20 protein-coding genes are annotated in these 22,496 nt (G+C 71.2%); 9 read left to right on the top strand and 11 right to left on the bottom strand.

Annotated elements, in window-relative coordinates; translation table 11 throughout:
- Nucleotides 1–75 precede the first annotated feature (75 nt).
- Together LOC65_RS10040 and LOC65_RS10035 are read left to right on the top strand one after the other, a co-directional pair.
- The gene (locus LOC65_RS10040) at nt 76–540 is read left to right on the top strand and encodes a hypothetical protein (protein WP_009858217.1); all 465 of its coding nucleotides are present in this window, start codon (nt 76–78) and stop codon (nt 538–540) included.
- Complete coding sequence (locus LOC65_RS10035) at nt 537–1,499, top strand: CapA family protein (protein ID WP_230247391.1); 963 nt, start codon at nt 537–539, stop codon at nt 1,497–1,499. Before LOC65_RS10040 ends, LOC65_RS10035 begins: the two co-directional genes overlap by 4 nt.
- Nucleotides 1,500–1,586: 87 nt before the next feature.
- Here LOC65_RS10035 and LOC65_RS10030 read toward each other — a convergent pair whose 3' ends face one another.
- From LOC65_RS10030 to LOC65_RS10015, 4 genes are all read right to left on the bottom strand, one after another.
- Nucleotides 1,587–2,795, bottom strand: coding sequence for a sulfotransferase family 2 domain-containing protein (locus LOC65_RS10030; RefSeq protein ID WP_230247390.1), 1,209 nt, complete (start codon nt 2,793–2,795; stop codon nt 1,587–1,589).
- 147 nt (nt 2,796–2,942) lie between these two features.
- Complete coding sequence (locus tag LOC65_RS10025) at nt 2,943–3,596, bottom strand: acetyltransferase (protein WP_230247389.1); 654 nt, start codon at nt 3,594–3,596, stop codon at nt 2,943–2,945.
- A gap of 88 nt (nt 3,597–3,684) precedes the next feature.
- Nucleotides 3,685–5,913, bottom strand: a complete 2,229-nt coding sequence (locus LOC65_RS10020) for a glycosyltransferase (protein ID WP_230247388.1) — start codon at nt 5,911–5,913, stop codon at nt 3,685–3,687.
- Nucleotides 5,914–6,028: 115 nt separating this feature from the next.
- Nucleotides 6,029–6,982: a UDP-glucuronic acid decarboxylase family protein gene (locus LOC65_RS10015; protein WP_405048251.1), complete on the bottom strand. Its 954-nt coding sequence runs from the start codon at nt 6,980–6,982 to the stop codon at nt 6,029–6,031.
- 366 nt (nt 6,983–7,348) lie between these two features.
- On the opposite strand from LOC65_RS10015, the gene LOC65_RS10010 reads away from it, so the two are divergent.
- From LOC65_RS10010 to LOC65_RS10000, 3 genes are all read left to right on the top strand, one after another.
- Nucleotides 7,349–8,278 (top strand): family 2A encapsulin nanocompartment shell protein, encoded by a 930-nt coding sequence (locus tag LOC65_RS10010; protein ID WP_009858222.1) that lies wholly within the window; start codon nt 7,349–7,351, stop codon nt 8,276–8,278.
- A gap of 10 nt (nt 8,279–8,288) precedes the next feature.
- Nucleotides 8,289–10,172, top strand: coding sequence for a family 2A encapsulin nanocompartment cargo protein cysteine desulfurase (locus LOC65_RS10005; protein ID WP_230247387.1), 1,884 nt, complete (start codon nt 8,289–8,291; stop codon nt 10,170–10,172).
- 117 nt (nt 10,173–10,289) lie between these two features.
- The gene (locus LOC65_RS10000; RefSeq protein WP_230247386.1) at nt 10,290–10,493 is read left to right on the top strand and encodes a hypothetical protein; all 204 of its coding nucleotides are present in this window, start codon (nt 10,290–10,292) and stop codon (nt 10,491–10,493) included.
- Here LOC65_RS10000 and LOC65_RS09995 read toward each other — a convergent pair.
- Together LOC65_RS09995 and LOC65_RS09990 are read right to left on the bottom strand one after the other, a co-directional pair.
- Entirely contained in the window at nt 10,451–11,437 is a 987-nt protein-coding gene (locus LOC65_RS09995) for a tripartite tricarboxylate transporter substrate binding protein (RefSeq protein WP_230247385.1), read from the bottom strand. The two genes, LOC65_RS10000 and LOC65_RS09995, sit on opposite strands and share 43 nt — an antisense overlap.
- 146 nt (nt 11,438–11,583) lie before the next feature.
- Nucleotides 11,584–12,894: an O-acetylhomoserine aminocarboxypropyltransferase/cysteine synthase family protein gene (locus LOC65_RS09990; RefSeq protein WP_009858226.1), complete on the bottom strand. Its 1,311-nt coding sequence runs from the start codon at nt 12,892–12,894 to the stop codon at nt 11,584–11,586.
- 205 nt (nt 12,895–13,099) lie between these two features.
- Here LOC65_RS09990 and LOC65_RS09985 point away from each other — a divergent pair, with 205 nt between their 5' ends.
- Nucleotides 13,100–14,119, top strand: coding sequence for a CysB family HTH-type transcriptional regulator (locus LOC65_RS09985; RefSeq protein WP_164963643.1), 1,020 nt, complete (start codon nt 13,100–13,102; stop codon nt 14,117–14,119).
- Nucleotides 14,120–14,143: 24 nt separating this feature from the next.
- On the opposite strand, the gene LOC65_RS09980 is transcribed toward LOC65_RS09985, so the two are convergent.
- Nucleotides 14,144–14,638 (bottom strand): acyl-CoA thioesterase, encoded by a 495-nt coding sequence (locus LOC65_RS09980; RefSeq protein ID WP_029718892.1) that lies wholly within the window; start codon nt 14,636–14,638, stop codon nt 14,144–14,146.
- Between the two features lie 52 nt (nt 14,639–14,690).
- On the bottom strand, nt 14,691–15,290 hold the full coding sequence (locus LOC65_RS09975) for an FMN-dependent NADH-azoreductase (protein WP_230247384.1): 600 nt from the start codon (nt 15,288–15,290) through the stop codon (nt 14,691–14,693).
- Between the two features lie 322 nt (nt 15,291–15,612).
- Between LOC65_RS09975 and LOC65_RS09970 the strand changes: the two genes are divergently transcribed.
- Nucleotides 15,613–16,179, top strand: a complete 567-nt coding sequence (locus LOC65_RS09970; RefSeq protein WP_230247383.1) for an acetate uptake transporter — start codon at nt 15,613–15,615, stop codon at nt 16,177–16,179.
- A 145-nt stretch (nt 16,180–16,324) separates the two neighbouring features.
- Here the strand turns inward: LOC65_RS09970 and panC are convergent, their stop codons facing one another.
- The 3 genes from panC to LOC65_RS09955 form a co-directional block, all read right to left on the bottom strand.
- Entirely contained in the window at nt 16,325–17,170 is an 846-nt protein-coding gene (gene panC, locus LOC65_RS09965) for a pantoate--beta-alanine ligase (RefSeq protein ID WP_230247382.1), read from the bottom strand.
- Between the two features lie 7 nt (nt 17,171–17,177).
- Nucleotides 17,178–18,026, bottom strand: a complete 849-nt coding sequence (gene panB, locus LOC65_RS09960) for a 3-methyl-2-oxobutanoate hydroxymethyltransferase (protein ID WP_009857569.1) — start codon at nt 18,024–18,026, stop codon at nt 17,178–17,180.
- A gap of 95 nt (nt 18,027–18,121) precedes the next feature.
- A complete protein-coding gene (locus tag LOC65_RS09955) occupies nt 18,122–19,714 on the bottom strand; it encodes an aspartate:alanine exchanger family transporter (RefSeq protein WP_230247381.1) in 1,593 nt (530 codons plus the stop codon).
- 173 nt (nt 19,715–19,887) lie between these two features.
- On the opposite strand from LOC65_RS09955, the gene LOC65_RS09950 reads away from it, so the two are divergent.
- Together LOC65_RS09950 and cobF are read left to right on the top strand one after the other, a co-directional pair.
- Nucleotides 19,888–21,642, top strand: a complete 1,755-nt coding sequence (locus tag LOC65_RS09950) for a sensor domain-containing diguanylate cyclase (protein WP_230247380.1) — start codon at nt 19,888–19,890, stop codon at nt 21,640–21,642.
- 96 nt (nt 21,643–21,738) lie between these two features.
- The gene (gene cobF, locus LOC65_RS09945; RefSeq protein ID WP_230247379.1) at nt 21,739–22,488 is read left to right on the top strand and encodes a precorrin-6A synthase (deacetylating); all 750 of its coding nucleotides are present in this window, start codon (nt 21,739–21,741) and stop codon (nt 22,486–22,488) included.
- Nucleotides 22,489–22,496 lie beyond the last annotated feature (8 nt).

Genomic DNA, 22,496 nt, shown 5'->3' with positions numbered 1-22,496 from the left:
CCCTCGTTTCGTCGGGGTCAGCCCGCGCCGGCCCTGCGCTTCGCCGCGGCGGTTTCGCGCCTTACAGTCGCCGGCATGCAGACGCCCTCGCTCCAGCACGCGGCCCGCGCCGCCTTCATCGCACGCTGGGTGTGCGGCAGCGTGGCGGCCACCGGCCTCGCCGGTGCTGCAGCCCAAACGCGGCCGGCCACCGAAAGCCCGCTGCTGCGCTGCGAGCTGCGCTACGTCAGCACGACGATGCAGGTCGAGGCCCGCCCGGTCGCCGACCCGTACACGGTCGCAGCACAGGACGTCGGCACACGTTTCCGCTTCAAGGCCGTGGTGCTGGGCACGCCGGAACGTGTCGACTCGGTCTCGCTCTACGCCTACGACATGGCGGTGGCCAACGCGCCGGTGCTGATCCACGAAGTCGTCCATCGGCCGCCCTTCCCGCCCGGCACGGCGATCCCCGCGCTGACCGGCTGGAACCACGTCTATTCCTCGCGCCTGGGCCGTGAACTCGTCTACGGCTGCGCGCTGGGCACGGAGGCCGCACGATGAAACGCCGCGACTTCAATGCCGCGCTGCTGGCCGGCACCTGGGCCGCCGCCGGCGCCGCAGGTGCCGAGCCGCAGCCGACGCTCAGCCTGGTCTTCGTCGGCGACGTGATGCTCGCCGACGGCCCCGGGCGCGTGCTGCGCCGCGGCGGCAATCCGTTCGCGCCGACCGCCGCGCTGCTGGCCGGCGCCGACCTGCGCATCGCCAACCTCGAATGCGTCGTCGCGCGCGGCGGCCGGGCCGACGACAAACCCTGGACCTTCCGCGCCGACCCGCGTGTGCTGGCGCTGCTGCGCCGCCACGTCGACGCCGTCTCGCTGGCCAACAACCACTCCGGCGACTTCGGCCGCGAGGCCTTCGCCGAGATGCTGGGCGCGCTGAAGGCCCACGGCCTGCCGTACTTCGGCGGCGGCCACGACCTCGCCGAGGCGCACCGGCCGCTGATCGTCGAGCGCCGCGGGCTGCGCCTGGCGCTGCTCGGTTACGACGAGTACTTCCCGCGCTATTTCGAGGCCGGCCACGACCACCCGGGTGTCGCCTGGAGCGAGGACGAGCAGGTCGTGTTCGACATCCGCCGCGCACGCACGACGGCCGACCTGGTGATCCCGTTCATGCACTGGGGCGAGGAAGGCCGGCCGACGGCCAACGAGCGCCAGCGCGCGCTGGCGCGGCTGATGATCGACGCCGGTGCCGACGCCGTCGTCGGCACCCATCCGCACATCGTGCAGGACGTCGAGTTCCACCGCGGCAAGCCGATCGTCTACAGCCTGGGCAACTTCGTCTTCGACGGCTTCGACAGGCCCGAGAACAACACCGGCTGGGTGCTGCGCCTGGAGATCGGCCGCGAAGGCGTGCGCTCGCTGCGGCGCGCGGTGGTGCGCATGGACCGCGAGGGCACGCCGTGGCCGCTAGGTGACGAGACGAGCCTGCTGCCCCAGACATCGCCGGCAGCAGGTCGTTGAGCCGGGCACGGCACGGGGACACGGCGCGCCACGGGGCGCGTCCGGATCGTCAGGGCCGACCGCCGCCGCCAACGAGAGCCCGGCGGCTCATGCCCGCTCCCGCAGTCGGACGTCCTGGTTGATGCAGACCGCACACCGACCCGACGTGAAGGCCCTGACCTCGAGATCCATGGCCATCCGCGCCAACGCGAAGTCGAGATGCAGCATGCGAAATCCGTCGGAGGACACCTCGCCCACCCTGATCGCCTGGCGACCGTGGGTCTGGCCGCCCTTGCCCGAGCAAACGTCGATGAAGCCGATCTCCTCGCCGTCCTTCACGCCGGCGGGCAGGCTGGAGATCCGCACCTCGACCGAGACCGTGTAACGCCCCCGCTGCAGGCGGATGTAGGGCCCGAACAAGAGAAAGCCCGACTCGCCCGGTTCGGCCTGGAAGACTGTCCGGGCAAAGTGGGCGACGGTGCGCCCGCAAAGCGACTTGACGCCCGAGAGACGCCGGCCATCCTTTCTCGCCTTCTCGCTGAACGACTTGACGGCTTCGTTGTAGAGGACGGTGTCGAGGCGGTTCAACTTCCGCAGCAACTCCTCCGTCTCGTCGTCGATCGAAAGATCCTCGACCTTTTCGAAGAATTCCGGTTTCTCGGGATGATTGGTGTTCGTCTGGTTCAGTCGCGGAACGACCACCGGCATTGCCACGTCGAAGTGCCGGCAGATGACCTCGACGGACTCGTCCATGAACTCCGAAATGCCGTAGACGTCGATCTTCGCGAGGTTCGCGAGGGCACGGTCGAGCATCTCGCTGTCATCTCCGTCGGCCCAGACCTCGCGCTCGTTCTTCATCGTTCTGTGACTGAGATGGCGGGTCATGACGTTCTCCGTCCAGATCCGCAAGTCAGCCACCGGAAACTTCAGGTAATCCTTGAATTGATAAGTCTTGGCAATTCTCGGTTGGTGCAGATTGTTCTTCTCGATGTGACTCTCGGTGAGGCTGCGCCAGAAGAGATAGTTGGATATCGACCGGTCAATCGGCTCGCGCAGGACAGTCACCATGCGAAACGGCTTCGGGACGTAACGCTCGAAGGACTCAAAGCTGTCGTGCGCCGAAAAGTAGTTGAACCGGGGCAGCAGAATCGGTGGCCAAGACTCCAGCCCGGCGTGTCGCTCCGGGCACACCTCTTCCGGCAAGAAGTGCTGCCGCAAGATGTGGTCGAGTGTCGTGCCACCCGTCTTGGGAATATGCAGAAAGACCAGTCGACCCAAATCCGAGCGTGTCCGCAGCGGCGCCGCTGCCATGTTCATTTGATGCATCCGTAGAGAACCGGCCGATACGAAGACCCGGCATGCCAGCGAAGGCGAATGACCCGCGAGCCACGCGAGCGCTTCGACATCGCAGGCCATGCCCGGTCGACCGTCGAGTTGGCGACCGGCCACGAACCACGGAAAGCCTCAACTCCTGCCGGAGGCGATGCGCCCACGAACACGCGACTCCCGATCCGGGAGCGCAATCGTACCGTCGGGCATGTCACGCCGGACGATGGCGCCGGCGCCGATCCTGCAATCGTCGCCGATCGTGACGCCGGCATGGATTCGCGCCCCCATCGCGACCATGCAGCGTCTGCCGATCCGTGCATCGCTCGCCACCGTGGCATGAGGCAGGATGACCGAGAAGTCGCCGACCGACACGCGCGATCCCAGAACGTTGTGGGCGAAGAGGTGCACGTGCCGGCCGAGGGAGATGTCGGTCACGACCGCAAACGGGCCGACGTAACAGCCCTCCCCCATCTCGGCGTGCGACGAGACGACCGCTGACGGATGGATGAACCGCGGCCAGCGACAGCCGCTCAAGGCCGGACGTTCACGGATCGCCTGCGCATGAACCGGATCGGCGACGGTCAGGAAGGCGTCGACGGCCGCGCCGTTCACGCCGTCGATCAAGCCGACCTCGTGCCCCAGCACCACACCGGCCGGCCGGTCATCGACGACGCCACTGACGGCAACGCCGGCGGTTTCGAACACGCAGATCAGGTTGCGGGCGTTGCGGCCGCCACCGACCAGCAGCAGGCCCTCGGGGGCGGCGGGGGACAAAACGAATGGGGGCATCTTGCGGATCCGATGTTTCGACGTTCGGGAATCGGCACGTTGGGCCGATGGGGTGGGAGGACGACGCCGGGCGCGCGCGGTTCCGGCGTCAGATCACCTGCAAGGCAAGCAGTGCCGCCCCCAGGACACGGGCATCGTTGCTCGCCGGGTTGAAAGCCGCATGGCTCGCGGCGCTGGGCACACAGATCATCAGCGTCACCAGGCCGCCCGTGGTGCCTCGACGCGCGGCGATCGGCAGGGTCACCCGCCGGGCATGCCCGGCGATCAGCGTGGCCTCGACCGGCGGCGCGAAGTCCAGTGACAGGCTGACCGTCTGTCGGTCGATGTAAGGGAGGCCCGCCAGCGTGACGACCAGCGCTTGCGACTCCGGATCGGGAATCCGCAGGACCACGGCCGCTTGCCGGCTGGTCCAGACGAACAGGCCGCAATCCGGGTGGATGCCCGGCCAGCGCGACAGGGCGTCATTCATTTGCTCGACGGGGCACTCGAATCCACGCGGCAGCGTGACGATCGGCGGTACCGGCGGAATGTAGGTCTCCTCCACGACCGCCTGCGCCGGCGCACCCGCTGCTCGGGGAACCGGGGCCGCGTGCGTTCCGGTCAGGTGGTTCCGGGAGCGAATCCACGCCTCGGTCGTCGCCAGGTGGTCGGCTTGCCAACGGGCCTCGATCTCGGCCGCGCGGGCGGGATCGAGCTGTCCCTGCGCGGACAGCCATGCGACGTCCCGCAGACGCTGGGCGCGCACCATGACACGCACGGCCGCCAGGTGCTCGCGCCCGACATCGTCGCCGCGCCCGGTGCCGATCGCCCGGTGGCTGTTGCGTGAATGCTGGCGCCAGCCCACGAGAGGCCGCGCCAGATAGTGCTGACAGCCGAGAAGCGTCGCCCTGAAGCCGGTGAGAAGGTCGAGACCGTAGGGGCACAGTTCCACGTCGATCGGCGGAAACGCTTCCAGGATCGACCGGTGATAGGCCGACGTGGCCCCCAGCCAATAGGGTTGGGTCTGCTGCTCGACCAGTTGCACGGGATCCGAGATCACGGCGTCCGGCAACTGGGTGTCGAGCAGGCCGATGGGGATGCCGCCTTCGCTCATCAGGACGGCGTTGGATGTCAGCAGCCTGCAGTCGGGGTGGGCCGCGAAATGACCGACGATCGTGTCGAGCCGTCCCGGCAGCGCGATGTCGTCACTGTCGGCCTGGATGAGCAGCGGCGCCCGAGACAGTGCGGCAACGGCCGGCAGCATGCCGTGCCCGATCGCCGTGGGGTTGCGCATCACGGTCGCGGCGACCTCCGGCCGGCCGCTCAGCCGATCCATCACGATGCCGAGGCTGCCGTCCTGCGAACCATCGTCGACGAGGACCAGTTCGGTGTCCGATCGCCATTGGGCGAACAGGCTGTCCAGCAGAGGGCCGATCCACTCGGCGTGATTGCGCAACGGGATGAAGACCGTCGCGGCAAAGACCTGCCGCGGAGCGGCGGGCGGCGGCGGCATCACCCATGTGCGCGAAGGCGCCGGCTCGGCCCAGCGGTCGATGGCGGCGGAGATCTCGGCGGGGCTGTAGTAGGCGCTGACATGGGGGTGGGCATAGATCGCCTCGAGCGCCGGGCGCGGCAGACGGAAACAGTCCTGCAAGGCCCGGTAGACCTCGCCGGTCGGCTTGGTGCTGTTGGCGTTGTCGTGCGGCAGGACCATGTCCTGCCCGGGGAACAGCTCCGCCAGACCGGCCTCGATCGCCTCTGGCGCGTTCTCGTGGCGGAACAGCAGCAGACGCACCCCGTCCCGGGTCTGCACCGAATAACCCCGCTCGCGGTCGAACGGCTGCGCCTGAAGGTCGAAGCCGAAGGGCTTCTCGAGCTCCTCCTCGAACCAGAGGTGGGGCGCACGGATCATCCGCTCCAGGAAGAGCCGGGCCGGGTCGCCGTCAGGGGTGTCGCGCAGCCACAGATCGGCGACACGCGCGGCCACGGCCTCCGCGGTCGCCTCGGCCGACGGAGACCGACAGTCGGCGAAGGCTGCCTCGAGGTTCTGGATGGCGACCGACAGCGAGCGCGCCACAGGGTCGCGCACGCCGCTGATGATCGTGACCGTCTCTCCCGCCGCTCGGGCGAGGTCGAGTTGTTCCCGGATGGCCCGGTTGTCGAAGGACGACCGCAAGCCGGAGGTGTCGGTGGCGGCCGCCGCGATGAAACCTTCGAGCGGATCGACGATCCAGCGACCCAACCCGTGGCTGAAGAACAGGCGCCCCGGGAAGCTGTCCCCCAGCAGATGGCGCAGCGATGTCGTGCAGACCTTGCCGTAGGTGAGGACGATGACCATGAACAATCTCCACTCGAACAGTTGCGGCAGGCCATGGGGGCAGGCCGAGCGCGGATAGCACCGTGACGACGATCTTCAGCGACGCCTGCCGGACGGCCGGCCGCCGCGGGCCGGCTCAGCCCGGCATGCGCGTCCGGAAGTAGGCGATGGTGCGCTGCAAACCCTCCTCCAGCGGCACCCGGGGCATCCAGTCGAGGATCGCCAAGGCCTGCGTGATGTCGGGGCGCCGTTGCATCGGATCGTCGGCCGGCAGCGGGTGGTCGACGATCGCCGAGCTCGAACCGACCATCGCCACCACCGCCTCGGCCAGTTCACGCATCGTGATCTCGCGCGGGTTGCCGATGTTCACCGGGCCGGTAACGTCGTCGGGGGTCGCCATCAGCCGAAGCAGGCCCTCGATCAGATCGTCGACGTAACAGAAGCTGCGCGTCTGCCGGCCATCCCCGTAGAGCGTGATCGGGCGCGCTTCCAGCGCCTGGACGATGAAGTTCGACACCACCCGGCCGTCGTCGGGATGCATGCGCGGGCCGTAGGTGTTGAAGATGCGCGCCACCTTGATGCGCAGGCCGTGCTGGCGCCAGTAGTCGAAGAACAGGGTCTCCGCACAGCGTTTGCCCTCGTCGTAGCAGGCACGCGGGCCGATCGGGTTGACGCTGCCGCGATAGTCCTCGGTCTGCGGATGGACCTCGGGATCGCCGTAGACCTCGGACGTCGAGGCCTGGAGGATCTTGGCGCCAACCCGCTTGGCCAGCCCCAGCATGTTGATCGCGCCGAGCACGCTGGTCTTGGTGGTCTGCACCGGGTCACGCTGGTAGTAGACCGGCGAGGCCGGGCAGGCGAGGTTGTAGATCTCGTCCACCTCGACGTGCAGCGGGAAGGTGATGTCGTGCCGCACCAGCTCGAAGTACGGATTGGCGATCAGATGCGCAATGTTGTCCTTCGAGCCGGTGAACAGGTTGTCGACACACAGCACGTCGCAGCCATCGGCGAGCAGGCGCTCGCACAGATGCGATCCCAGGAATCCCGCCCCGCCGGTGACCAGCACCCGCTTGCGGTCGTATCTCATCATTTGTTCCTTGTCGAGTTCGGCTCGCGTCGGCATGTCAGGTCGCGGGTCGTTCCTGAAGCCCTCCGGGATGCGCCGCCGGCGAGTATTCCATCATCCTTCAAAGGGACGAAGTTGCGGGTCGCGACGGAGCGTGGCCGGCAGGCGGGGCCAGGTCACGCAGACCGTGTTTGCGCCGTGCCGTGGCAGCGGCCACCGCGGAGCGATCCCGGGCGGGCGACGCGCGTCGGCTCATCGATCGAATCCGAAGCGCCGGCGGCTTGCGCTGGCTCGTGACGCCCGGTGATCACTGCCTATAGCCGGTTGCCGCCACGCGGCACGCTTGCCGAGACTGCGGCGGCGATCCAACCCGACAAGGACACGTCTTCCATGGCAGACACCGCGCCCGTGCAACTGGCTCTCGGCGACAGCGCCGCCCGCCAGCTCGCCAACGCCACCAAGACCGCGCCGACCCTGGCGACCATCAGCCCGCGCTGGCTGACCCAGCTGCTGCAGTGGGTGCCGGTCGAAGCCGGCATCTACCGCCTGAACAAGGTGCGCAACCCGCAGGACGTGCAGGTGCTGTGCGCCAAGCGCGACGAGTCCGAGCTGCCGACCACCTTCGTCGACTACGAGACCCAGCCGCGCGAGTACTTCCTCAACGCCGTCAGCACCGTGCTGGACGTGCACACGCGCGTTTCCGACCTCTACAGCAGCCCGCACGACCAGATCAAGGAGCAGCTGCGCCTGACGATCGAGACGATCAAGGAGAAGCAGGAAAGCGAGCTGATCAACAACCCCGACTACGGCCTGCTCGCCAGCGTGCACCCCGACCAGGTCGTCTACCCGCTCGGCGGCGCGCCGACGCCCGACGACTTCGACGAGCTGCTCTCCAAGGTCTGGAAGGAGCCGGCCTTCTTCCTGACGCACCCTCTGGCCATCGCCGCCTTCGGCCGCGAATGCACGCGCCGCGGCGTGCCGCCGCCCACCGTCAGCCTCTTCGGCAGCCAGTTCCTCACCTGGCGCGGCATCCCGCTGGTGCCCAGCGACAAGGTGCCGGTGGCCGACGGCAAGACCAAGGTGCTGCTGCTGCGGGTCGGCGACAAGCGCCAGGGCGTCGTCGGCCTGTACCAGCCGGGGCTGCCGGGCGAACAGAGCCCCGGGCTGTCGGTGCGTTTCATGGGCATCAGCCGCAACGCGATCGCGTCCTACCTGATCTCGCTGTACTGCTCGCTGGCGGTGCAGACCGAGGACGCGCTGGCGGTGCTGGAGGACGTCGAAGTCGGCAAGTACCACGCGTATCCGGACAACTACCGCTGAGCCGGCGCCGATGACGACCCCCGAGATCCCGGCCGCGGCGCCGCCGCCCGGCCTGCCCGACCCGGCGCTGCTCGCACGCCTGGCCGGCGAACTGTTCGGCAGCTGGCCGGCCACCGGCGGCGTGCCGCTACCCGAGCGGCCGCATCCGGCCGGGCTGACGCCGCCGCCGGGCAGCTACGGCCCGTCCACGCCGGCCGACGTGCCGGGTGGCCTGCCGCCCGGTGCCAACCTCGTGCCGACCTCGCCGCAGAGCGCCGCCAACATCGGCGCCTCGGCGCCGGCACGGCTGCCGCATGCGCAGGCCGGCAACGGCGTGCCCGACGTGCCGCTGTCGGCCGCGCCGGCCTACGACGGTCGCGCCGGCAGCCAGCTGCTGGCGGTGCCGCAGGCGCCGGCGGCGCCCTTCCATTTCGCCGAGGCCGAGGCGCTGGGTTTCCCGGCCGCCGAAGCCGCACCGGCGACGCCGCCGACGGCCGATCCGGCTCTCGAGGCGCTGCGCGCCCTGCCCTGGCAGCTGCCGACCGCGGCCGCCGTGCCGCGGCTGGACACGGTGCCGGCGCCGTCCGCCGCGCCAGCCACCGCTTCGCCGCGCTACTACTTCGTGCCCGAAGCGGCTCCGGCGGCCCCCACCGGCCGCCCGGGCTTCGCCGACGCCCATCCGCCGCTGGACGTGCACGCCGTGCGACGCGACTTCCCGCTGCTGAACGAGCGCATCAACGGACAGCGCGTCGTCTGGCTGGACAACGCCGCGACGACGCAGAAGCCGCAGGCCGTCATCGACCGCCTGGCGCACTTCTACGCCCACGAGAACTCCAACATCCACCGCGCCGCGCACGCGCTGGCGGCGCGTGCAACCGACGCCTACGAAAACGCCCGCGAGACCGTGCGCCGCTTCATCGGCGCCGCGTCGAGCGAGGAGATCGTCTTCGTGCGCGGCGCCACCGAGGCCATCAACCTCGTCGCGGCGGCCTGGGGCTGCCGCCACGTCGGGCCCGGCGACGAGATCGTCGTCTCGCACCAGGAGCACCACGCCAACATCGTGCCCTGGAAGCGCCTGGCCGACGAACGCGGTGCGACGCTGCGCGTGATCCCGGTCGACGACAGCGGCCAGGTGCGGCTCGACGAGTACCAGCGGCTGCTGAACGAGCGCACGAAGATCGTCGCCGTGACGCAGGTCTCGAACGCGCTGGGCACCGTCGTGCCGGTCGACCAGATCGTCGCCATCGCTCGGCGCGCCGGCATCCGCACGCTGGTCGACGGCGCGCAGTCGGTGTCGCACCTGAAGGTCGACGTGCGTGCGCTGGACACCGACTTCTTCGTCTTCTCCGGCCACAAGGTCTTCGGGCCGACCGGCATTGGCGTGCTCTACGGCCGCCGCGAGCTGCTGGAGGACCTGGCGCCCTGGCAAGGCGGCGGCAACATGATCGCCGACGTCAGCTTCGAGCGCATCGTCTACCAGCCGCCGCCGGCACGCTTCGAGGCCGGCACCGGCAGCATCGCCGACGCGGTGGGGCTGGGCGCGGCGCTGGAGTACGTCGAGCGCATCGGCATCGCCAACATCGCGAAGTACGAGCACGGGCTGCTCGAGTACGCCACCGGCCGCCTGGCCGAGGTGCCGGGGCTGCGGCCGATCGGCACCGCGCGCGACAAGGCCAGCGTGCTGTCCTTCGTGCTCGCCGGCTACACGACCGACGAGGTCGGCCAGGCGCTGAACCGCGAAGGCATCGCGGTGCGCACCGGCCACCACTGCGCGCAGCCCATCCTGCGCCGCTTCGGTCTGGAAGCCACGGTGCGGCCCTCGCTGGCCTTCTACAACACCTGCGAGGAGATCGACCAGCTGGTGGCGGTGCTGCAGCGCCTGGCGGCGGCGCGGCCGGTCGCCGGCCGGCGCTGAGGCTTGCATCGGGGCCCCCGGCCGGCCATGCGCCGGCCGGATAAACAAACGACGAAGGCTTCGTGGCGGCCTGGAGGCCGGCGCCCTATCGTGAGGGCACACACCAGGAGAAGCCTCATGCCTTTCGTCGCCGTGCTGCCGCAGCGCCTGCCCTGCCCGCGTCGTCCGATGCCGGCCGAGCCCTGCGCGCGCATCGTCGACGCCGACATCCGCCGCACCGCGCTCGCGGTGCTGGCGCTCACGGCCACCGTCTGGTGGCCGAGTGCGCCGCGCCAGGTTCAGTCGCTGGCCAGCTTCACGCGGTCGGAGAGCCGGGCGTAACGCTCGTAGTCGCGCCGCACCAGCTGCGCCAGCTGCTGCGGCGTGCCGCCGACCGGCGTGATGCCCTGCTTGCGCAGCGCCTCCAGCACCGCCGGCTGGCGCAGCGTGGCGCTGGCGTCGTGCGCGATGCGCTCGACCACCGCCGCCGGCGTGCGCACCGGCGCGAACAGCGCGAACCAGCTCGTGACGCGGAAGCCCGGGATCGATTCCTGGGCGGTCGGCACCGCCGGCAGCAGCGGGCTGCGCTGCGCGCCGCCGATCGCCAGCGCACGCAGCCGGCCCGACTGGATGTGCGGCAGCGCCGCCGTCACCGAGACCCACATCGCCTGGGCCTGACCCGAGGCGACGTCGGCCACCGCCTGCGAGCCTCCGCGGTAGGGGATGTGCACGAAGAAGAAGTCGCGTTCGATCTTCAGCAGCTCGAAGGCCAGGTGGTGCAGCGAGCCGACGCCGGCCGAGGCGTAGCTGTAGGCGCCGGGGCGCTTCTTCGCCGCGGCGACCATCTCGGCGATCGTGCGCCAGCCGGTGGCGGCGTTGACGACGAGCACGTAGTCGCTGTCGGCCAGGTGCACGACCGGCGCCAGCTCCTTCAGCGGGTCGAACGAGAGCTTGCCCTGCAGCGCCGGGGCGATCGTGATCGCACCTTCCTGCGACAGCGACAGCGTGTGGCCGTCGGCGTCCGAACGCGCGGTGGCCTCGGCGGCGACCAGGCCGCCGGCGCCGGTGCGGTTCTCCACCGTCACCGGCTGGCGCCAGTCGTCCTGCAGCTGGCGCGCGACGATGCGCACCGCGACGTCGGCGCCGCTGCCGGCGGTGTTGCCGACGAGGATGCGCACCGGCTTGGCCGGGAACGCGGCGGTGTTGGCGTGGGCACTGCCCAGCGCGGGCGCGGCCACGGCGGCGGCGCTCCAGTGCAGCAGGCGGCGGCGGGAGATCGGGGACATCAGGGAGCTCCGGAAGAAGGCGAAGAACTCAGGATCGGGGCATGGCGGCGCCCAGGCCACGCAGGAATTCGCGTGAGCTTGGACGTCGCATGCATAACGAAAGACGCCGCGGCACCGGAGCGGGCCGCGGCGGTGTCAGCAGACGCTCAGACCGCAGCCAGCGCCTGGTCCAGGTCGGCCAGCAGGTCGGCGATGTGCTCGATGCCGACCGACAGACGCACCGTGTCCTCGGACACGCCGGCCTTGGCCAGTTCCTCGGGCGCGAGCTGGCGGTGCGTCGTCGACGCCGGGTGCGTGGCCAGCGAGCGCACGTCGCCGATGTTGACGAGGCGGGTGAAGAGCTGCAGCGCGTCGAGGAACCGTGCGCCGCGCTCGCGGCCCTGGCCGGGCTCGCCCTTCAGGCCGAAGGTCAGCAGGCCCGAGGCGCGGCCGCCGTAGTTCTGGCGGATCAGCGCGTGGCTGGGGTGGCCTTCGAGGCCGGCGTAGTTGACCCAGGCCACCTTGGGGTGCTGCGCCAGGTGCTGGGCGATGGCCAGCGCGTTGTCGCTGATGCGCTCCATGCGCAGCGCCAGCGTCTCGATGCCGGTCAGGATCTGGAAGGCGTTGAACGGCGAGATCGCGGCGCCGGTGTTGCGCAGCGGCACGACACGCGCGCGGCCGATGTAGGCCGCCGGGCCCAGGGCCTCGGTGTAGACGACGCCGTGGTAGCTGACGTCGGGCGTGTTCAGGCGCGGGAACCGCTCCGGGTACTTCGCCCACGGGAACTTGCCCGAGTCGACGATCGCGCCGCCCAGGCTGGTGCCGTGGCCGCCCAGGTACTTGGTCAGCGAGTGCACGACGATGTCCGCGCCGTGTTCGATCGGGCGGAACAGGTAGGGGCTGGGCACGGTGTTGTCGACGATCACCGGCACGCCGTGGCGGTGGGCGATGGCGGCGATCGCGGCGACGTCGGTGACGTTGCCGGCCGGGTTGCCGATCGACTCGACGAAGACGGCCTTGGTCCGGGCGTCGATCAGCGGCTCGAAGCTGGCCGGATCGTTGGCGTCGGCGAAACGCGTCGTGACGCCGAACTGCGGCAGCGTGTGCGCCAGCAGGTTGTAGGTGCCGCCGTAGAGCGCGCTGGAGGCGACGATGTTGTCGCCGGCTTCGGTGATGGTCTGGATCGCGTAGGTGACGGCCGCCTGGCCCGAGGCCAGCGCCAGCGCGGCGATGCCGCCTTCGAGCGCCGCGACGCGCTGCTCGAGCACGTCGGTCGTCGGGTTCATGATGCGCGTGTAGATGTTGCCCGGCACCTTCAGGTCGAACAGGTCGGCACCGTGCTGCGCGTTGTCGAAGGCGTAGGCCACCGTCTGGTAGATCGGCACCGCGACGGCCTTGGTCGTCGGGTCGGGGCTGTAGCCGCCGTGCACCGACAGGGTCTCGAAGCGCCAGTGGGCGCGCGGGTTCTGTTCGCTCATGGTTCTGCTGGGGTGGTGGTCGACCGGAAAGGGCGCGATGCTGCCGAAACCTGGACATGCAGCCAACGACGCAATAGTCGTATCGGTATGCCTCCATCGCATATAACGATCGAGTCCATTACGCCATCCGCTTATTCGCTCAGCGCATGATGTTGGAAAAATCGCTTCGTTGGCATGGGGATGCGGGCTGGCGAGGATGCGGGCCGTGAACTTCCAGCAACTCCGCGCCGTCCGCGAAGCCGTCCGGCAACGCTTCAACCTCACCTCGGTCGCCGAGGTGCTGCACACCTCGCAGCCCGGCGTCAGCCGCCAGGTGCGCGAGCTCGAGGACGAGCTCGGCGTCGACCTCTTCGTGCGCGTCGGCAAGCGCCTGACCGGGCTCACCGAGCCGGGCAAGGTGGCGCTGCCGATCATCGAGCGCCTGCTCGCCGAGGCCGACAACCTCAGGCGCGCCGGCGCCGACTTCGCACGCGCCGGCAGCGGCACGCTGACGGTGGCGGCGACGCACTCGCAGGCCCGCTACGCGCTGCCGCCGGTGGTGCGCGACTTCCTGGCCGCCAACCCGCAGGTCACGCTGCACCTGAACCAGGGTTCGCCGCGCCAGATCGCGCGCTGGCTGATCGACGGCGAAGCCGACATCGGCGTCGCCACCGAGGCGCTGGCCGACTACGAGGAGCTCGTCGCCCTGCCCTGCTACCGCTGGAGCCACGTCGTCGTCGTGCCGCAAGGCCACGCGCTGGCCGACGAGGACCGGCGCGGCGAGCGCCTGACGCTCGAACGCCTGGCGCAGTTCCCGCTGGTCACCTACGAACCCGGCTACACCGGCCGGCGCCACATCGACGAAGCCTTCGAGCGCGAAGGCCTCGCCCGCGAGATCGTGCTCGCGGCGATGGACGCCGACGTCGTGAAGACCTATGTCGAGCTCGGCCTGGGCGTCGGCATCATCGCCTCGATCGCCTACGACCCGGCGCGCGACCAGGGCCTGCACGCGATCGACGTGCGCCATCTCTTCGAGGTCAACACGACGCGGCTGGCGGTGCGCCGCGGCACCTACCTGCGCGACTACGCCTACGACTTCATCCAGACCTTCGCGTCGCCGCTGTCGCGCGGCCTCGTCGACCGGGCGCTGGCCACGCCGCACGGCCAGCCGCTGGAGCTGTCGCCCGAGCCGCCGCCGCCCAACGCCTGGCGCAGCGCGCCGGCCGACGCCGTCACCGGCGGCTGAACGGCCGCCACCGCCGCGGCGGCGTCACTCGCCGCGGGCGTGCGCCTCGTGGATCGCGGCGGCCTTGGCCTCCATCTCGCGGCGCATCGCGCGGCGCATCTCGGCCGCGGCGTGGCGGCGCTTCTGGTCGGGCGTGCGCGGCTCCAGCGCCGGCACGGCCACCGGCTGGCCACCGTCGTCGACCGCAACCATCGTGAAGAAGCAGCTGTTGACGTGGCGCACGACGCCGGCGCGGATGTCCTCGGCCAGCACCTTGATGCCGATCTCCATCGACGAGCGGCCGGTGTGGTTGACCGAGGCGAGGAAGGTGACGAGTTCACCGACCTGGATCGGCTGGCGGAACATCACCTGGTCGACGCTCAGCGTGACGACGTAGCGCCCGGCGTAGCGCGCGGCGCAGGCGTAGGCCACCTGGTCGAGGTGGCGCAGGATGACCCCGCCGTGCACCTTGCCCGAGAAGTTGGCGGTGTCCGGGGTCATCAGCACCGTCATCTGCAGTTCATGGGCGGGCAAGGCGATCGTCACGGGGTCCTCGGTGAAAGTCTGCGGCGGCACGCGCCGCCGCGGACGATCATGCCAGCGCGGCCTCGATGTCGGCTTGCGCCTGCTCGAAGCCGCGTGCGGCGGCCTCGGGGCCCATGTTCAGGCCTTCGGCGTAGACGAAACGCACGTCGGTCATGCCGAGGAAGCCGAGCACCGACTTCAGGTACGGCACCTGCGAGTCGGCCGGCGTGTCGCGGTAGATGCCGCCGCGGGCCAGCGCGACGATGACCTTCTTGCCCTTCACCAGGCCCTCGGGGCCGCTGGCCGTGTAGCGGAAGGTGATGCCGGCACGAGCCACGGCGTCGATCCAGTTCTTGAACTGCACCGGCACGCCGAAGTTGTACATCGGCACGCCGAGCACGATCACGTCATGGGCCTGCAGTTCGGCGACGGCGGCGTCGGCCACGGCCACGCGTGCGGCCTGCTCCGGCGTGCGCGCCTCGGCCGGCGTGAACAGCGCGCCGAGCGCCGCTTCGTCGAGCACCGGCAGCGGGTCGGCGGCCAGGTCGCGAACGGTCAGTTCGGCATCCGGGTGCGCAGCACGCAGGCGGGCGACGACGTCGTGGGCGACACGGGTCGAGTTGGCGCCTTCACGGCGGGCGCTGGCATTGATCTGGAGGATCTTCATCGTGCAGTCCTGTAGGGAAGTCGGGCCGGCGGCGCCGTTCGATCGATTTGCACACACTCCTTGAGCGGCGATCGCGAGAGACGCTTTCGGTATGGCAGCCATTCTGGGCGCCTCGCGCGGTTGCGCCGTTCGCCTGCCTCGACGCCTCTGTTGCAACTTTTTGAATGGATCGCAGACCCGTCCGGCACTGTCGACGATTCGTTCATCGAATATCCCGATAATGCCCTCGGAGAATCTCGCAGCGGGCCTCTCGGATATCAAAATAAAGGGTTTACCCTGATACAGTCGCGAGCCTTTTTACCCGGCCTCCGCGAGGGCTCGCATGTCTGCTTCCACCGATCAATTCGCCAACCCTGCGCCGCTCGGCCTGATGGGCTTCGGCATGACCACCGTCCTGCTGAACATCCACAACGCGGGCTTCTTCCCGATGAGCGCCATGGTGCTCGCCATGGGCCTGTGCTACGGCGGCGCCGCGCAGATCCTCGCCGGCATCCTGGAGTTCCGCAAAGGCAACACCTTCGGCCTCACCGCCTTCGTCAGCTACGGCTTCTTCTGGCTTTCGCTGGTCGCCCTGATCGTGCTGCCCAAGCTCGGCTGGGCCGATGCCACGCCCGAGGGCTACATGGGCTGGTACCTGGTGATGTGGGGCGTGTTCACGGCCTGGATGTGGGTCGGCACCTGGCGCAGCAACCGCGCGCTGCAGTTCGTCTTCGGCAGCCTGACGCTGCTGTTCGCGCTGCTCGCCGCGCGCGACTTCACGGGCTCGACGCTGATCGGCACGATCGCCGGCTTCGAGGGCATCGTCTGCGGCCTCTCGGCGATCTACCTGGCGATGGCCGAGGTGCTCCACGCGCAGTATCACCGGAGTATCCTGCCGGTCGGCGCGTGAAAATCCCCGAACCCCACCGAGAAATATCCCGGGAGCGCCGCGGAATATTCAAATCGACGCCCCCCGGAGAAAAGCCGGGCGCGCGTGAAATCGCGCTCCGGCCTTCGGCAGGCGTGCAAGGCCTTCCGGCCTTGCACGTCCGGCCTCAGAACTCGAGGTTGTCGATGAGGCGGGTCGCGCCCAGGCGCGCGGCGGCCAGCGCCACCAGCGGCGCGCCGGCGGCCAGCGCCGCGGCGTCGGGCGGCAGCAGCGTCTCGCGCCGACGCACCGTCAGGTAGTCCGGCGCCCAGCCGCGCTCGCGCAGCGCGGCGGCAGCCTCGGCTTCGGCGGCGGCCAGCGCCGCCGGGTCGGCCGCACGGCGTGCAGCCCCGGCCAGCGAATGCAGCGCCGCGGCCAGCGCCGGCGCCTCGGCACGTTCGGCCTCGTTCAGGTAGCCGTTGCGCGAGCTCAGCGCCAGGCCGTCGGCGGCACGCACCGTCTCGCCGGCGACGACCTGCGTCGGCAGCGCGAACTGGCGCGCCATCGCGTCGATGACACGCCACTGCTGGTAGTCCTTGCGGCCGAAGACCGCGACCGCCGGCTGCACGATGCCGAAGAGCTTCAGCACGACGGTGCAGACACCGCCGAAGAAACCCGGCCGGAACTCGCCTTCGAGGATGTCGGCCAGCGCCGGCGGCGGTGCCACGCGGTAGACCTGGGGCTCGGGATAGAGCTCGGCCTCGTCGGGCGCGAACAGCAGGTCGCAGCCGGCACCGGCCAGCAGCTCGGCGTCGCGCGCCAGCGTGCGCGGATAACGGTCGAAGTCCTCGTGCGGCAGGAACTGCAGCCGGTTGACGAAGACGCTGGCGACGACCGGGCCGCCCAGCGTCTCCGCCTGGCGCACCAGCGCGAGGTGGCCGTCGTGCAGGTTGCCCATCGTCGGCACGAAGGCCGTGCGCGTCTGGCCGGCGAGCGCGGCGCGCAGCTCGGCGATGGTGTGGATCGTCTTCATCGGGGACTCAGTAGCCGTGCTGCACGGGGTCGGGGAAACGCCGGGCCTTGACCTCGGCGACGTAGGCGGCGGCGGCCTCCTGCACGCTGCGCGTGTGTTCGCCGTCGCGGCTGAAGTCGTGCACGAAGCGCGGCCGGCGGCCGGGCGTCCAGCCCAGCATGTCGTGCAGCACCAGCACCTGGCCGTGGGTGTCGGGCCCGGCGCCGATGCCGATCGTGATCAGCCCGGGCGCGGCGGCACGCACCTGGCGCGCGACGGCCGACGGCACCAGCTCCAGCACCAGCATCGCCGCACCGGCCTCGGCCATCGCCCGGGCCTCGGCGACCAGCGTCTCGGCGCCCGCGGCATCGCGGCCCTGGACACGGAAGCCGCCCAGCGCGTGCACCCGCTGCGGCGTCAGCCCCAGGTGGGCGCAGACCGGGATGCCGCGGTCGACGAGGAAACGCACCGTCTCGACCATCGGCCCGCCGCCTTCGAGCTTGACCATCTGCGCGCCGGCACGCATCAGCGTGATCGCCGACGCCAGCGCCTGCTGCGGCGAGGCTTCGTAGCTGCCGAACGGCAGGTCGCCGATCAGCCAGGCCGAGGACAGCCCGCGCGCCACGCATTCGGTGTGATACGCCATGTGGCCCAGGTCCACCGGCAGCGTGCTCGAGCGGCCCTGGACGACGTTGCCCAGCGAGTCGCCGACGAGCACGACGTCGACGCCGGCGGCGTCGACCAGGCGGGCGAGCGTGGCCTCGTAGCAGGTCAGCATCGCGATCGGCTCGTCGCGCGCGGCCATCTCGCGCAGGCGCACGAGATTCAGGCGCGGGCGCGAAGCCCCGGCGGGGGTGTCGGTGACGTGGACGCTCATGGCGTGGGCGGCCCGCGGGGGGCGGCGGTGTCGGAACGGGCGCGATTATGGGTGCGCGCCGCACCGGCCCGCGCGCCGCAGGGCCACGCCCGGCGCTACAAGCCGCCGAGCACCTGGCCGAGCAGGATCTTGCCGATCATCGCCGCCGGGTAGACCAGCGCGTAACCCTGGGCGACGCGGCTGTCGTGGCCGGTGCGGCCGTTGGCAAACGCCAGCACCGCCGGCTGCGTCTGGGTGCCGGCCAGCACCCCGGCCAGCCGCGTGTTGCCCATGCCGAAGACGCGCCGCATCAGGATCGTGATGCCCAGCGCGGTCGTCGCCGTGACCATCAGCCCGAGCACCAGCAGGTCGATCCAGGCGCCCGACGCGAAGGCCGCGCCGAGCTGGCCGCCAGCCTTGGTGCCGGCCTGGGCGAGGAAGATCAGCAGCCCGAGCTCGGCCAGCGCCTGGGCCGCCGAATGCGGCAGCGTCGTGACGATCGGCCCGACGCGGCACAGCTGGCCGAAGACCAGCCCCAGCACCAGCGTGCCGGCGGCCGAGCCGATCGAGAACTCGGCGCCCGGCACCGGGAAGACGAACTTGCCCAGCAGGATGCCGGCGGCCATGCCCAGGCCGAGCGCGATCGGGTTGATGTCCGACAGCCCGCGCTCGGAGTCGCCGAGGAAGGCCGACACCGCCGCGATCTGCTCGCGCGGCGCGATGACCCGCACGCGGTCGCCGGGCTGCAGCACCAGGTCGTCGTTGGCCAGCATGTCGACGTCGCCGCGGCGCACGCGCGTCACGGTAGCGCCGAAGCGCCGCATCAGCCCCAGCCCGGCGATCGTGTTGCCGGCGAGCTGGGTGTTGGACAGCGTGATGCGGCGGAAGTCGAGTTCGCTGCGGTCGGCGTGCAGCGTGTGCGACGAGGCGTGGCCGAGCTCGGCCGCCACGCGGGCGACGATGTCCTCGGGGCCGACGACGGTGACCAGGTCGTTGCGGCGCAGCACGTCCGCGTCGCCCGGGGCCTGCGTCGGGAAGCGGCTGCCGCCGTGCTTGACGCGCGAGAAGCGCACGCGGCCCCCGTGGCGGCGCTCGATCTCGCCGATGCGCGGCTCGTCGCCGGTCTCCACGCGCACCGTGCAGTTGACGAGCGGCGCCGGCGCGTCGCGGTCGTTGGCGCGGCCACGCAGCGCCAGCTGCGCCGCCAGCAGCATGCCGATGACGCCGAAGACGTAGGTCACGGCGTAGCCGATCGTCGGCAGCGGGCTGTTGCCCGAGGCCTCGCGCGCGGCGGCCAGCGCCGGGGTGTTGGTCACCGCGCCGGCGAAGGCGCCGGCCACCAGCGCCGGGTCCAGCCCCAGCAGCCGGCCGCCGAGCACGGCCACCAATGCCGCCGTCGTCAGCACGCCGACGGTGGCCAGGATCGGCCAGATGCCGCGCCGCAGCGACGCGAAGAAGCCCGGCCCCGACATCACACCGATGGCGAAGGTGAACAGCGTCAGCCCCAGCGTGCCCAGCGCCTCGGGCACGACGAACTCGTGGCCGCGCGACTTGGCCCCGGCGCTGGCCGCGATCGCCAGGAACAGCACCGCGGCGGCGCCCAGCGAGACGCCGGCAACCTTGAAGTGGCCGGCCAGCGCGCCGAAGCCGACGAGCAGGAACAGCAGCAGGATCTCCTGCCGGGCGAGATAGGCGAGCACGACATCCATGGGCATCGGGTCCGGAACTGCAGGGAGACGGAGGCGAGAGCAAGGTCCGCGCCGGATGATGCACGACCCTGCGCGTCGGCACGACGACAGGTGACACGGCGGCCGGGCTCGGTCACAGTCGTGGCCATGTGCATGCGCAAGCCGTCCGCCAGCGCGGGCCCCGGCCACCGGCCATGACCCCTCCCGGGCAGGAAACCGCCGGGCCGCTTGCCGCCGCCGCGGGCCACGCCACCGCCGGCATGTCGCCGCGCGCCTGGGGCTCGTTCCGGCTGCGGCTGACGCTGGGCGCCGGGGGCCTGGCGCTGTGCACGCTGCTCGGCGTGGGACTTTACGCGGCGCGGCTGGCGACGCAGGAGCGCCAGAACTTCGTCGGCCTGCAACTGCTGGGTGCGGCACGCTCGGCGGCGATCGGGCTGGCCACGCGGCTGCAGGAACGCGAGCGTGAGGTCGAGATCCTCAGCCGCGTGCCGTCGCTGGCCGAGAGCCCGCTGGACTCCGAGCGCGTGGCGCGCTCGCTGGCGCTGCGCAAGGAGACCAACACCGAGTACGCCTGGATGGGCGTGGCCAGCCTCGACGGGCGCGTCGTCAACGCGACCGGCGGCCTGCTGGTCGGCGCCGACGTGCGCACGCGGCCCTGGTTCGCCGCCGGGCTGAAGGGCTCCTACACCGGCGACGTGCACCAGGCCGCACTGCTCGCGACCCTGCTCGAGCCCCGCCCCGGCGGCGAGCCGCTGCGCTTCATCGACCTGGCCGCGCCGGTCATCGGGCCGGCCGGCCAGGTGCGCGGCGTGCTGGCCGCGCACGTGCACTGGGACTGGATCGCCAACGCGGTGCGCAAGGCGGTCAGGGAAGACCCGCGCGCCACGGACACCGAGGTGATCATCCTGGGGCGCGACGGCACGGTGCTGTACCCGCTGCGCGCCCCCGGCACGCGGCTGCCGCAGGCGCTGGGGCGGGAGCGCTTCGGCATGCAGGAGGAGCCCGGCGGCGCGTCCTACCTCGTCGCCCGCGCGAGCGTGCCGGTCACCCAGCACTCCGACCTCGGCTGGAGCGTGGTGCTGCGCCAGCCCTCGGCGGCGGCCACCGCGCCGGTGGCCCAGCTGCGCGACCGGCTGTTCGCGATCGGGCTGGCGACCTCGCTGCTGGTCGCGGCCCTGGCCTACGTGCTGGCCGCCCGTGTCAGCCGGCCGCTGGAGCGGCTGGTGACGGCGGTGATGTCGGTGCGCGAAGGCCGCGGCGGCCAGGCGAACTTCCCGCGCGACGGCGGCTCGCCGGAGCTCAGCGCGCTGTCGGACGCGGTGCGCGAGATGACCGAGACCCTGCTCGACCGCGAGGCCCGGCTGGCGCAGGCCAACGCCCACCTCGAGCAGACCGTGGCCGAGCGCACGTGCCAGCTGTCGCAGGCCAACGAGGAGCTGGCGCGGCTGGCGGCGCAGGACGCGCTGACCGGGCTGGCCAACCGGCGCGCCTTCGAGCAGCGCGCCGCCGAGGAGGAGGCGCGCTGCCGTCGCTCGGGCACCGGCTTCGGCCTGCTGCTGCTGGACATCGACCACTTCAAGGACGTCAACGACCGTTTCGGCCACGCCACCGGCGACCAGGTGCTGCAGCAGATCGCCCGGCTGCTCGAGAGCGCCACGCGCGAGACCGACCTCGTCGCGCGCCTGGGCGGCGAGGAGTTCGCGGTGCTGCTGCCCGAGCTGGGCGAATCCGCCGACACGCTGCGTGTGGCCGAGAAGATCCGCCAGGCGATCCAGGCGGCCGACTTCGGCCCCGTCGGCGAAGTGACGGTCAGCGTCGGCTGCGCGAAGGGCGACGGCAACGACACCCCCGTGCAGCTGGCGCTCCGGCGCGCCGACGAGGCCCTCTACAAAGCCAAGCAGGCGGGGCGCAACCGCTGCGTCGCCGCCGACGACCTCACGGCGGCCTGAGCCACCGGGGCGGCGGCGGCGTTCAGCCGGCCCGAGGTGCGCCCGCCGTACACTCGCCCGCCCGTCGCCCCCCCGGCGACACGAGGACCGACGACGATGATCGAACTGGCGCTGGTGGGCATCGGCACCGGCAACCCCGAGCACCTGACGCTGCAGGCCATGCGCACGCTGGCCGCGGCCGACCTGGTGCTGATCCCGCGCAAGGGCGAGGACAAGGCCGACCTGGCCGAGCTGCGGCGCACGATCTGCGCCGAGGTGCTGCGCGACGCGAAGACCGTCGTCGCCGAGTTCGACCTGCCGGTGCGCGATGCGGCCACCGCCGACTACCGCCGCCGCGTCGACGACTGGCACGACGCCATCGCCGAGGTCTGGATGCGCACGATCGCCGCGCACCCCGGCGCGCGCCGCGTCGCGCTGCTGGTCTGGGGCGACCCGTCGCTGTACGACAGCACGCTGCGCATCGCCGCGCGGCTGCAGCCGCCGCCGCAGGTGACGGTGGTGCCGGGCATCACCTCGGTGCACGCGCTGACCGCGGCGCACGCGATCCCGCTCAACGAGATCGGCGCGCCGTTCGTCGTCACCACCGGGCGCCGGCTGCGCGAGGACGGCTGGCCGCCGGGGGTGGACACCGTCGTCGTGATGCTCGACGCCGGCGGCGCCTTCGAGGCGCTGGACCCGCAGGGCGTCGAGATCTGGTGGGGCGCCTACGTCGGCATGCCCGAGCAGATCACCGTCGCCGGGCCGCTGGCCGAGGCGGCGCCGAAGATCCTGGCCGCACGCGCCGAAGCGCGCGCGCGCCACGGCTGGATCATGGACATCTACCTGCTCAGGCGGCGCGCCGGCTGAACGCCGGG

The organism is Rubrivivax sp. JA1055 (genome assembly GCF_020966565.1).
Taxonomy (GTDB): domain Bacteria; phylum Pseudomonadota; class Gammaproteobacteria; order Burkholderiales; family Burkholderiaceae_C; genus Rubrivivax; species Rubrivivax benzoatilyticus.
This window is presented reverse-complemented; position numbering and strand designations above follow the sequence as displayed.